Origin of the sequence: Winogradskyella maritima, assembly GCF_042650215.1 — a bacterium.
GTDB lineage: Bacteria > Bacteroidota > Bacteroidia > Flavobacteriales > Flavobacteriaceae > Winogradskyella > Winogradskyella maritima.
The window spans coordinates 54485-66514 of record NZ_JBHSAT010000023.1 but is presented as its reverse complement, the minus strand read 5'-3'; the positions used below and the strand labels follow the sequence as shown (position 1 = coordinate 66514).

Genomic DNA, 12030 nt, shown 5'->3' with positions numbered 1-12030 from the left:
GCGTGTCGCTGAAGCTTTAGCGTAAGAACAGTCGAAGTCCAAAGTAAATACAAACGCCAAATCGAAAAAAATAAACTTTTTTCAATCCAAAACATCCAAGAATTAAATCCCAACGTATTTATAGAGTATGAAGCTTTCAAAGTTTCATAATCTTAGTAGGAATCTTTATTATGAATTAAGCGGTTGTAATAAAGGTTAATTTAGTTTAGTTAGGGCAAAACCCACTTGTTAAAGCAAGTGGGTTTTGATATTTTTATCTAGAATTATTGATTCCAAATTGAATCATAATCTTTAATCAGGGCTCTCATTAGCATCTCGCCATTTGACCCTAGGCCATCATTTTTTAAGCCTAAATCATTTCTCATTTCAAGCATGATTTTTGTCATTGCTTGAAGGTGTAATTTGGTATTAATATCTTCTCCATCAATTCTGCGGTACATAAGTTGGAAGTAGTCCGAAAAAGCTTTTATCACCTTTGGAGAAGCATATAGTACATATTTTTTATAAAATTCATAAAGCTCTGTCATCATTGTGTTTGATGAGTCGCTCTTCTTTAATTTTGAATTTTCAAAAAGACTAATTATAAGATTGACGTACTGCTGGTATATTTCGCGACGTTCTTTGGTAACTTCATTAGTAAGAGATTTCTTTTTTTCAAAATAGCTTTTTAGTAGATACCCAACACCACCACCTAACAGGGTTAATGTTATTGTAAGAATTGGTAATAAGGTTTCGGTATTCATATTAAGCATACATATCCCTAACCTTCTTTAGCTTAGACTTCCATGTCTCCAAGTCTTTTTTGTGGTTGGCAATATTTTTATGGACGTCTTTAACCAAAGGATTATCGTCATCAACATTAGAGAAAAACTGAAGATTGTTTTCCAACTGTGTGATTTCCCCTTTGATTTCATCTATACGCTTACGGATAAAATTTTGCTCGTTATCCAACAATCTGGTGTCTTCGCCTTGCGACAAGTTTTTTAGTTTATTGTCAAAACGAATCATCTCCAATTTCGATTTGTCCACATCTAACTTGGCAAAAGCACCATCTATGGCTTTATTGAACTTTCCATCAATAAAACGCTTGTTTTGTGGCACGTAACCTATACTTCGGTAAGCGTTGACTTTAGCCTTTAAGGTTTCAATATCTGCTTTAGCATCATCTGTGGTTTCAAAGGCTTTAATTTCGTCCAATAAAGCTGACTTCTTATCAAAATTGTCATACAATTCCTGATTTTCAGCCTTCTTCTCCGCATGAAGTTTATCAAAATACGCATTACATGCATTTTTGAATTGCTTCCAGATTTTATCAGAGTCTTTTCTTGGCACATGGCCAATCTTTTTCCATTCGTTTTGAATACGCTTCATCAGTGGCGTTACCGTTTCAAAATCGTCCGAATCTTTATTGTCTTCGGCGACTTTAATTAAGTCTAACTTTTTCTGAAGGTTGTCGTACTGGTCTTTTTTCAGATTCTTATAGAATTTGTTCTTATTCCTATTGAAATCTCTGACCGCAGATTTAAACTTGGTCCATGTCGCTTCGTTTTTCTTTAGAGGAACTTTACCTGCGTTGAAAAATTCTTCCCGCAGGGCTTCAATCTGCTTTATTTTCTTCTGCCAAGCGCCGTGAGAATTGCTTTCATCTTTATTGACCGCGTGTATCTGCTCAATAATCGCCTCTTTCTTCTCTAAGTTCTTTTCATGAGCCTTGTCTAAATCGGCATAGTACTCTTGGCGTTTATCGTGAATCGCTTTGGTAGCTTCGCTAAAACGCTCCCAAATGGTTTCCCTGAATTCCTGGGCTACCGGTCCTAACTCCTCTTTCCATAATTTATGAAGCACTTGTAATTCCCTGAACGCACGATTGATATTATTGTCCTGCGCCAAAGCTTCGGCCTGCTCAATTATTTTCAGTTTTTGCTCGTAGTTATGCTTAAAATCCATATCCCTTAAATCCCTGTTGAGATGTAAGAAATCGTAGAATCGCTCTACATGATGGTGGTATGTATTCCAAGCATTATTATACTTATCGCGCGGAATGGGTCCGGCATTTCGCCATTGTTCCTGTAAATCCTTAAAGGTTTTGTAAGTGGTGTTGATGTGTTCTTCAACATTAAGAAGGCCTTTGATATTCTCGATAATCTCCAATCGATTTTTAAGGTTTTCCTTTAGCTGTTTTTCACGGTCGTTGTAGTACGCATTAATATCATGCTTGTACTTCTTATAAACCGCCCCAAAATTCTTCTTGGCATCGCTGGTATAGTAAAAGTCGATGATGTTGCCACCGGCTTCAATAAATTCTTCTTTCTTTTCTTCGAGAAGGGCAGAGAATTTTGAATTGAATTCCGACTTAATCTCATTGATTTTTTTGGAAATATTTTGAACCTTATGATGCTTCAAAAGACCTTCCATCTCCTGAACCAACTTTTCCATAGAAAGGGTAGAATAGTCCTTGTCTTCTATGGTGTGGCGCTCAGCATTAGACTCATCCTCAGCGTCTTCGGCGTTTGAAGCTTCGATTTCATCAACATGGTCTTCACCAGTTTTCGATTCGCTTTCAGCTTCGTCTTCACTTTCAATTTTGTCCTCAACTTCAGCCTCGGTTTCAACTTCAAGGTCGTCTTCAGCATCATCTTCAATAGACGCTTCCACCTTATGTTTCAATTCAATCGCATCTGAATCAAGTTTCTCGGTCTTTTTTTCCGATTCGGCTTGTATTGCATCAGCGGTATCTGATTGAATATCATGTGTTTCAACAGCGTCATTTTTTTCTAAATCCGCTTTGTTTTTTCCATCTGCATCCTGCAGGTTATCGTGCTCTGACATACGTCGTAAATTTTAATGAGCCTTAAAGATAACAAATGCCTAGGACTTACAAAGTGGGCGAGGACTAAGGTCTGTTCCAGATAGCCCAAGATTTTTCAGCTTGGCCTTTTAGCATCTCTAAACCGTTGAGGACGGTGGCATAATTCTGAAGGCCTTTTTGCATAAACGACGTTACTTCTGGATTGTAGATTAAATCGAAAAGAATATGATGTTCTGAAATGCCTTCATACGGAATATTTGGACAGTCCTCCACATTCGGAAATGTCCCCAAAGGCGTACAATTAATAATAATTCGATGGTCTTTTACAATTGAGTTTGAAAGCGAATCGTAGGATAATGTGTTTGACCCTTTTGAAGTTCTGGAGACATACTTGAAAGCAATACCAAGATTTCCCAGCGTGTACGCCACAGCTTTTGAAGCACCGCCAGTACCGAGAATCAATGCTTTTTTATGATGACTCTTTAAGTGTGGTTTTAAGGCTTTTTTAAACCCATAACAATCGGTATTGTAACCGATGCGCTTTCCGGTTTTGGTAAATCTAATCGTGTTTACCGCGCCAATGGCCTTTGCTTTTTTGCTTAGTCTGTCTAGATATGGGATGATGGTTTCTTTGTACGGAATGGTAACGTTAAGACCTTTCAGGTTTTCGGTGGATTCAAAAACGGTTATAATGTCTTCGATATGGTTTAAATCAAAATTGACATAAGAATGCGGTAAAGCTTCTGTCTTGAACTTCTGTGCGAAATAGCCACGGGAAAACGAATAATCGATATTCTTCCCGACCAAACCAAATTTATATCGTAATGCGTTGTGTGCGTTGTCCATACCAGTCTAGTGCCAATACTACGAAAATACCGAGGATTATAAATGCGATGGCGATAAATGTTTGATTTGTTAACTCTGGAATGTACCGATGGTAATTCTCAACAATCTGATTGCCAACACTATCCAAAACCAATGTGCCTTCATTATCTGTTTTGTATACGGTTTCTTTCCACGGCCAAACTACGCCCAAAGAACCAATGATAAATCCAATGATAGTCGCCATGGTGATAGCTTTGTAATGCTTTAAAATGTAGTTCAATACATGCGAAAAAGTAACCAAACCAGTTACCGAACCTAAGGTAAAAACGCCTAAGACTTGTAAGAGTCGTGTTCGCTTGGGGTCGTTAAAAAAGCTGAAGTCCCATTTAAAGATATCATAAATCGTGTCGAATAGTGCATTTACGGAATCGACGAGGAGTAATACATAATTTCCTAAGAGAATCAATATAAATGACCCAGAAAACCCTGGTAAAGTCATCCCAGAAACACTTATAATGCCACAGATAAATACAAAAATAAGATTGTCATTTTCTTTAGCGGGGTCTAGCAAACTAATGGCTATTCCGACTACAATTCCCGAAATTAAAGCAATAACCGTAGCCCGATTCCACGTTTTAAAATCCTTATTGATATAATAAATTGAGCCTAAAATCATTCCGAAAAATAAACTCCAAACATAGAGCTGATAGTGAACGATGAGGTAATCCAGTATTTTGGAAACGCTGAAATAGCTAATGACCATGCCAAGAAAGAGTAATCCGAGAAAGCGTCCGTTGACATAGTGGTAAAAGCTTCTGAAACGACCACCCAAAAGAAGTTTAAATGCTGTTTTGTTGACGCGTTGCAAGCTATAAATAAACTCTTCGTAAAATCCTGCTACAAATGCGACAACGCCACCAGAGACACCAGGAACTTTGTTGGCCGCACCCATGGCCAAACCTTTAACCACCAAAAAAATCTTGTCTTTGAGACTTCTGGTGCTTTCCATTTACACTTCTGATTTTTTACTGCCCAAACGCTCCAATACTAAAATAAGAACGAAGCCAATGAGCATGAATACAAGGGCCATCATCAATTTAGGTTCTCCAGGAAAGTTGGAGGGTAATACGCTATTTTCTAACAAGGCAACTTCAATGCCTTCGGAATTCATGCGGGTTGTAAGCACTTCTTTCCATGGCCATATTTTGTTTAAAGAACCAATCATAAAACCAGTGAGAATCGCCAAGGTTAAGTTTTTATGATGTTTGAACATCCACGTCAAGGCACGACTAAAAACCTTTATACCAATAATAGCACCAATACCTAACATGGTAAATTTGAGTAACGCATCTTTTAATAAATCCATATTGCCAGTGGTGACGCCTTCCACCAAATTATTGACAGTATTGATAGCCGTTTCATAAGCACCGAGAATCAATAAAATAAAAGAGCCTGAAACACCAGGAAGTATCATGGCGATAATGGCAATGAATCCACAAAACAGTAAATAAAATGGACTTTCAGGGGAAGCAAAGGGTTCAGCTAAGGTTATATAATAAGAGATGATGGCAAAAAAGATGACGGCAAAAACGATTTTTGGAGACCAGCCTTTTATTTGCTTCCCGATGTACAAAATACTAGCTAAAACCAATCCGAAGAAAAAAGACCATAGCAAAACAGGTTCATTCAGCAACAACCATTTTATCAGTTTGGCCAATGAGAGAATGCTAATGGCAATTCCTGTAAATAAGGCCAATAAAAAGTTGCCATTGATACTTGTCCATGCAGTTTTAAAGCCTTTAGTTTTCCAAACTTTGAAAAACCCAAAATTGAGATTATCAATACTTTCAATAAGTTCTTCGTAAATCCCAGAAATAAAGGCAATTGTACCACCAGAAACACCAGGAACAACATCCGCAGCGCCCATGGCTAGTCCTTTAAGCGTAATGACTAGATAATTCAAAAAGTTTCTTTGCATATCTTGTTTTAAACAGGATTGCTAAGGTATGGATTTTACTCGGCTCTTTTTTTAGAACTTGAAATTATTGCCTTAACCATTGGTTTTTTAATGACGTGCGGAAATAATTCCGATAGAATAAAGTCATATTCGTCATTGAGGCGTAAGGCATTTTTAAGATGATAACGTCCTTTATCACTTTGAAGCGTTTTAAAATAAAGGCCTCCCAATCTATATTCAATTTCGGCAGATTCAGGGTAGAATTCAACAGCTTGTAGCAGATTATATATAGATGCATCATATTCGCCAAGGCTGATTAGGATATCAGCTCTGTTCAACCACGTATCCAATTCGTAATTACCTAGTTCTAACGTGCGTTTGTAGCCACGTTCAGCTTCTTCTAAAAAGTTGAGGCGTTGGTTGATTTTGGCGTATAATTTCCAGTACAAGACATTATCGGCATCAATATTCACTGCTTTATTTATGAAGTACAAAGCCTTTTGGTAATCTTGTTTTTTAAGATAAAACTTAGTGATGGCAATCCATCCTTTGTCTAATAATGGGTCTTCCTCTACACAGCGGTCAAAAAACTGCACGGCCAAATCATCATTTCCCAATTTTTCATAACAGTGCCCAATGCGTAATAGTGCAAAAGATGTTGGATCATCTAGAGCCAGTGTTATTTTGTAATTTTCAATGGCCTCAGCATATTCGTTTTGCTTTTCCAGCACTTTGCCTTTTTCTAAATAGGCTCCGATAAAGGTATCATCGGAAATGATGGCAAAGTCAAAAGCTGCACTTGCACGTTTATAGTCCTTGGTCGCAAAATATTGACGCCCCAATTGGTGCCACGCCACTTCGCAATAAGGGTTGCCATCAAGGTAATTATTTAAAAAATCAATTGCTTCTTCATTATTATCCAAGAAATCGTAGCAATAGATGACATTATGTAAGGCAGCATAGTCTGTTGGGTCGGCATCTATACATTTTCTGAAGTAGAGTAGGGCATTTTCAAATTGGTCGAGGAAGAGATATTCCATACCAATCAATGCAAAAATATCGCTGTCTTCATCAGGATTTTCCGATAAATCCAAAGCCATTAAAAGTATGCGAATGGCCTCCTCATGCAAGTCTTGCTTAGACAGTACATTGGCTTTCTGAATAAAGATTTCTTCGTTTCCAGGTTCCAAATTATAAAGTTCATCTAAAAGCGCATTGGCTTCATCGAACTTATTTTCCAGAACAAAGATTTCAATTTTAAAAAGTTGAAGATTAATAGAAGTTGGATGCTGTTGCAAGCCCATTTTAATCGCTTTCTTAGCTAAAGCGACTTTTCCATTTTCCAAATAATGATGAATGATGGACTCAAATTCACCAGAGTCAAAAAATAAAACATCATTTGTTTTTAACATAGATTCGAATCGTGAAATCGAAACATCGTTAGGTTCATTATTTGGGTCGTATTGCATAAGCGTCTGTTAGGTTGAAATAAATTTACAGTTATAGATAGAAGATTGTCAATTATAGTGCCATTGTTTTCAACAAAGTAGTTAACATTTCATTATGAAATGCCGTTCAGCCTTATTGTGGCTTAAGTTTTATTCGTCGGAATTACTGAGAAATACTATCCAAGATGGAATACATTATTGAACAACCTTCGATAATTTCTTCGTTTGAAATGGTCAAGGGTGGCGTGATTCTTATAGCTTTTGGTTCAAAAAGGAGCCAAAATAGAATCAATCCTTTTTCCTTAGCTTGAAGGACGACTTGATTGGTAATTTCTGAAGATTCCGTCATCGCAGCCAGCATTAAACCACGCCCGCGAATTTCTTTAATATGTTTATGTTGCAGGTGTTTTCGGATTAATTGTTCTTTTTCTAATGTTTGAGACATGAGGTCTGATGATATAATCTCTTGAAGCGTTGCCAATGCGGCCGCCGCAATAACTGGGTGGCCACCAAAGGTAGTGATGTGGCCCAATTTAGGATTGTCGCTCAATTGGCTCATTAACTCTTCCGACGCTGTAAAAGCACCAATAGGCATACCGCCACCGAGGCCTTTCCCGATAACTAAAATATCTGGCACGCAACTATAATGTTCAAACCCGAAGAGCTTTCCGGTTCTCCCGATACCAGGTTGTATTTCATCTAAAATTAGCAGCGCACCAATTTCGGTACATCGAGCTCTGACTTTTTCAAGGTAATTATTTATAGGTTCAATAAAACCAGCACCACCTTGTATGGTTTCTAAAACGACACCAGCGGTTTTCTCAGTAATTTGAGAAAGTTGCGCTTCAGAATTAAAATCAATAAACCGAACATCTGGCATTAAAGGTCTAAATGATTTTTTTCGTTCTTCAAAGCCCATTATACTTAATGCGCCAATGGTATTACCATGATACGCATGATTGGCGGCAATGATTTCACTACGGCCTGTTGCGCGCTTGGCCAATTTAATGGCACCGTCTATGGCTTCGGTACCAGAGTTAGTTAAGTAAGTGGTTTGTAATTGTTCTGGCAACTGACTTGCCAATAGTTTTGATAATTCTACAGCAGGTTGCTGAGCATATTCACCATAAACCATGACGTGCATGTATTTGTCTAATTGGTCTTTAATGGCGCTAACCACTTTGGGATAGCGATGTCCGAGACTACATGCTGAGATACCAGCTACAAAATCAAGATATGCTTTACCAGTGGTGTCATAGATGTATGACCCTTCTGCATGCGACACTTCCATAGCCAAAGGATGTGGTGTCGTTTGTGCTTGATATTTTAAAAAATCATCTAACATTAATTCCCTGATTTCTTATCCTCGCTAGACACGGGTTTTATAAGTTTTGGCTTTTGCTTGGGAACGGGCTTTACCTTTGTCTTGGTGGAGTCCGACGCATTTTTTGGTAATTGCCATGCCGCTTTATTCGGTGTGTTAACTGCCGTTTTGCCGGCGTCTTCAATGCGCTCATTTAAATCGTCATCAAAGAAATCTTCTTGCGGCACGTAATCTTCCAAACCTTTAATAATAGGTAAAATCAACGGCGGGTCATCTTTAAATAAATCTTCCACAGACGTTGGTTGTTCGTCTTCGCGCCAATCAAAACCTCTAAGTTTTCGTGCGTTTTTGGGAAAGTCGGCTTCAGGTAGAATCTCCCCATCGACGCTTTGTATGAGTCGTATTTCCTCAATATCGTTATCTTCAATCTGAATATTGATGCTTCCTGAGGTGCTCTTGTTTATCCCGAATAATTCATTTTCGTTATTATAATTGTAATAAATGACCTCAGCATTTTTAATTATATATACATTATAGAGTTCATTATCCCTGAATAAACCAATTAATTCCTTTCCTTTAATCTGATTATAGCCGTCGTCCGATAAGGTATCCTTACTGATCAAAAATGCGTTGAAAAATACTTTAAGAGAATCTAACTTTTCCGTCTTCACGTTGGATATGAGATGAATGGTGTCACCCGTCATCTGGTTGCCCATATTCCAAAGAATGGGGCGTCTTTTTATGGCAAAGGCGTCGCCCGAATCAAAACGTGATAAATTGATGAGTTGCGTTAGTCCCGTTTTATGATTCACATGTATGGAGTCGGCTTTTCCGGCCAAGTCACTCTTATACAATTTTACATTATGAAACGCTCTCGTAATCCGTGCATCCTCAGGTCCCGTGAGCATCAATGTATCACTCTTCATGTATATGGAATCATTATCTTGAACCGTAATTGCCAATGCTCGCTTGGTAATAAAAACGGAATCTTTTTCACGGAATACTTCAGCATAATGCCCTTTAACAATACTGTTGTTTATAGTATCTGTTACCGTGATATTGTTTGTAGCGGAGGCAAAACTTCGGTTTCGGTCAAAGTACATACTGTCGCCTTCAATCCGTCGGTTGTCATAGTCAATTTTCGCATTACGTTCAAAATAACCGAAGTCTTCATTGGTATCGTAAAACCCGCGCTCACAATAGATTTTGTTGGTTTCTCCAGTTATTGTAGATGGTCCAAAAATATAAGCATGACCGTTCTCTGTAAAGAAATCCAAGCGTTCAGTTTCTAAGGTGTATTCAGGATTTACTAAAACAACATCTTGTACAAATTGGTATTTTTTAGTCTGAAGGTAATAACGCCCAATTTGGCTAGTTACGGTTCCTGAAGAGTCTCTCACCACTTTCCCCGAAGTATCATAATAGGCTTGCTGATTGACCCTATTGAAATACAATTTTTCTGTCGTTAATGTGGATTTAGGTTCTTTTAAAACTACATCACCACGTGCAAAAGCCAATTCTGTCTGACCGCTATATTCAACATATTTGGAGGTCATGGTAATGGTGTCGCCTTGCTTTACTCTCACGTTGCTAAAGGCTTCTATAAAGTTCTGATTTTCGTAATAAATAGCTTTGTCGCACCACATGTCAACGCCATTGTGGACAAAGTGTACTTGTTGGGTATTATCGCGTAAAAAGGTAATGGCGCCAGGCTCTGCATTTTCATCGGTGAATCCTTTTCCCGCATATTTAATTAAGATACGCTCGGATTGCTGTGCTGAGAGACTTGCGCTCAAGAGCATAAATACGGCGAGTAAGCAATATGTAAATCGGTTTAAACCCATAAAGTGTTTTGCAAATAACCGAAGCGAAACCGCTTTAGTATGCACTATCTGGTTTTTTAACAGATAATTAGCGTCAATTAGTTTCTGTGAATGGTCTGTTTTCGGTCTGGCCCAACAGAAACTACAGTAATCGGTAAATCTAATTCTTTTTCTAGAAAACTGACATAGTTATTGAGTTCTTCTGGTAACTGTGAGGCTTCTGTCATCCCTGTTAAGTCCGCCGACCATCCTTTAATTTCCGTGTAAATCGGTGTGACGTTGTCTTCTTCGATGTTGTACGGCAGATGTGTGATGGTTTCTCCTTTGTACTTGTAAGCCGTACAAACCTTTAAGGTTTCAAAACCTGAAAGCACATCACCTTTCATCATAATCAATTGTGTTACACCATTCACTTGACAAGCATAACGCAAAGCTACTAAATCTAACCAGCCACAGCGTCTTGGTCGACCTGTGGTTGCGCCAAATTCGTGCCCAACACGTCCCATGGTTTCGCCGTCTTCATCAAACAATTCTGTTGGAAAAGGGCCTGAGCCAACACGGGTTGTATACGCCTTAAAAATACCAAAGACCTCACCAATTTGGTTAGGCGCTACACCTAGGCCTGTGCAGGCTCCCGCAGCCGTCGTATTGGACGATGTAACGAAAGGATAAGTTCCGAAATCGATATCCAATAAAGACCCTTGTGCACCCTCTGCTAATATTTTCTTTCCGCTTTTTTGAGCTTGATGAACAAATTCTTCAGAATCAATGAATTTTAAAGATTTTAAAGTATCAATCGCTTTGAAAAATTCTGTTTCCAATTCTTTTAAATCATATTGAATATCTACATTGTAAAAGGCAATCATGGCTTCGTGCTTATTGGCTAAGGCACGATATTTATCTTTCCAATCGGCCAGTTCAATATCACCGACGCGGATACCGTTTCTTCCAGTTTTATCCATGTATGTTGGTCCGATTCCTTTTAAGGTTGAACCAATTTTAGCTTTTCCTTTGGAGGCTTCACTTGCTGCATCTAATAAACGATGGGTGGGTAAAATTATATGGGCTTTTCGAGAGATGTAAAGTGACTTTCTGTAGTCAACATCTTGCTCTTCAAGTTTATCTAATTCCTTCTTGAAAATAACGGGGTCAATCACTACACCATTACCTACAAGATTGATGGTGTCGTCATGAAAAATACCTGAAGGAATGGTATGCAATACATGTTTTTTACCGTTAAACACCAAGGTGTGACCCGCATTTGGACCGCCTTGAAAACGTGCAATAATATCGTATTTGGAGGTAAGTACGTCGACAATTTTTCCCTTGCCTTCATCTCCCCATTGTAATCCTAGTAGTAAATCTACTGCCATTATATAATCTTAATTAATCGGTTTGTTTTCGGTTGCCGTAAAAGTAGAGGGAGTGGTTGGTGATTTCTATATCAAAAACCTCCTCAATAGTTTTTTTGATGGATTGAATGCGTGGGTCGCAAAATTCAATAACCTCGCCCGTATCGGTTAAGATGACATGGTCGTGCTGTTTATCAAAATAGCTTTTTTCGTAATGTGCCTGACTTTGCCCAAATTGGTGTTTACGCACCAATGCACATTCTAAAAGCAATTCAATAGTGTTGTAAAGTGTAGCACGACTAACGCGGTAGTTCTTGTTTTTCATTTTAATGTAGAGGGATTCTATATCAAAATGTTCTTCACTGTCGTAGATTTCTTGAAGTATAGCGTAACGTTCGGGTGTTTTTCGGTGACCCTTTTGTTCCAAGAATTGCGTAAATACATTTTTTACGATGTCTTGGTTGCTTTCTTCTGTTTTTGCATTCATATCAA

10 protein-coding genes are annotated in these 12030 nt (G+C 38.3%); all 10 read right to left on the bottom strand.

The window, feature by feature from the left end; translation table 11 throughout:
• Positions 1–263 precede the first annotated feature (263 nt).
• The 10 genes from ACFOSX_RS13400 to ACFOSX_RS13355 all read right to left on the bottom strand — a co-directional run bounded on the left by ACFOSX_RS13400 (position 264) and on the right by ACFOSX_RS13355 (position 12025).
• Entirely contained in the window at positions 264–743 is a 480-nt protein-coding gene (locus ACFOSX_RS13400; protein ID WP_386102199.1) for a hypothetical protein, read from the bottom strand.
• Position 744: 1 nt separating this feature from the next.
• A complete protein-coding gene (locus tag ACFOSX_RS13395; protein ID WP_386102196.1) occupies positions 745–2829 on the bottom strand; it encodes a DUF349 domain-containing protein in 2085 nt (694 codons plus the stop codon).
• Between the two features lie 64 nt (positions 2830–2893).
• Positions 2894–3655: a shikimate dehydrogenase family protein gene (locus tag ACFOSX_RS13390; protein WP_386102193.1), complete on the bottom strand. Its 762-nt coding sequence runs from the start codon at positions 3653–3655 to the stop codon at positions 2894–2896.
• Positions 3624–4643 carry a DUF368 domain-containing protein gene (locus ACFOSX_RS13385; protein ID WP_386102190.1) on the bottom strand — a complete coding sequence of 340 codons (1020 nt, stop codon included), beginning with the start codon at positions 4641–4643 and terminating at the stop codon, positions 3624–3626. The genes ACFOSX_RS13390 and ACFOSX_RS13385 overlap by 32 nt, the downstream gene beginning before the upstream one ends.
• Positions 4644–5612: a DUF368 domain-containing protein gene (locus ACFOSX_RS13380; protein WP_386102187.1), complete on the bottom strand. Its 969-nt coding sequence runs from the start codon at positions 5610–5612 to the stop codon at positions 4644–4646.
• A 35-nt stretch (positions 5613–5647) separates the two neighbouring features.
• On the bottom strand, positions 5648–7060 hold the full coding sequence (locus tag ACFOSX_RS13375; RefSeq protein WP_386102184.1) for a tetratricopeptide repeat protein: 1413 nt from the start codon (positions 7058–7060) through the stop codon (positions 5648–5650).
• A gap of 142 nt (positions 7061–7202) precedes the next feature.
• On the bottom strand, positions 7203–8384 hold the full coding sequence (locus ACFOSX_RS13370) for an aspartate aminotransferase family protein (RefSeq protein ID WP_386102181.1): 1182 nt from the start codon (positions 8382–8384) through the stop codon (positions 7203–7205).
• Entirely contained in the window at positions 8384–10252 is a 1869-nt protein-coding gene (locus tag ACFOSX_RS13365; protein WP_386102178.1) for an OstA-like protein, read from the bottom strand. The genes ACFOSX_RS13370 and ACFOSX_RS13365 overlap by 1 nt, the downstream gene beginning before the upstream one ends.
• 32 nt (positions 10253–10284) lie before the next feature.
• Positions 10285–11559 carry an adenylosuccinate synthase gene (locus ACFOSX_RS13360; RefSeq protein ID WP_386102176.1) on the bottom strand — a complete coding sequence of 425 codons (1275 nt, stop codon included), beginning with the start codon at positions 11557–11559 and terminating at the stop codon, positions 10285–10287.
• Between the two features lie 13 nt (positions 11560–11572).
• On the bottom strand, positions 11573–12025 hold the full coding sequence (locus tag ACFOSX_RS13355; RefSeq protein ID WP_386102173.1) for a Fur family transcriptional regulator: 453 nt from the start codon (positions 12023–12025) through the stop codon (positions 11573–11575).
• Between the last annotated feature and the right edge of the window lie 5 nt (positions 12026–12030).

Excerpts from the sequence above, each read along its gene's own strand:
- ACFOSX_RS13355 (WP_386102173.1), bottom strand. The coding sequence starts at position 12,025 with ATGAATGCAAAAACAGAAGAAAGCAACCAAGACATCGTAAAAAATGTA.
- ACFOSX_RS13385 (WP_386102190.1), bottom strand. The coding sequence starts at position 4,643 with ATGGAAAGCACCAGAAGTCTCAAAGACAAGATTTTTTTGGTGGTTAAA.
- ACFOSX_RS13390 (WP_386102193.1), bottom strand. The coding sequence starts at position 3,655 with ATGGACAACGCACACAACGCATTACGATATAAATTTGGTTTGGTCGGG.
- ACFOSX_RS13375 (WP_386102184.1), bottom strand. The coding sequence starts at position 7,060 with ATGCAATACGACCCAAATAATGAACCTAACGATGTTTCGATTTCACGA.
- ACFOSX_RS13370 (WP_386102181.1), bottom strand. The coding sequence starts at position 8,384 with ATGTTAGATGATTTTTTAAAATATCAAGCACAAACGACACCACATCCT.
- ACFOSX_RS13395 (WP_386102196.1), bottom strand. The coding sequence starts at position 2,829 with ATGTCAGAGCACGATAACCTGCAGGATGCAGATGGAAAAAACAAAGCG.
- ACFOSX_RS13360 (WP_386102176.1), bottom strand. The coding sequence starts at position 11,559 with ATGGCAGTAGATTTACTACTAGGATTACAATGGGGAGATGAAGGCAAG.
- ACFOSX_RS13380 (WP_386102187.1), bottom strand. The coding sequence starts at position 5,612 with ATGCAAAGAAACTTTTTGAATTATCTAGTCATTACGCTTAAAGGACTA.
- ACFOSX_RS13400 (WP_386102199.1), bottom strand. The coding sequence starts at position 743 with ATGAATACCGAAACCTTATTACCAATTCTTACAATAACATTAACCCTG.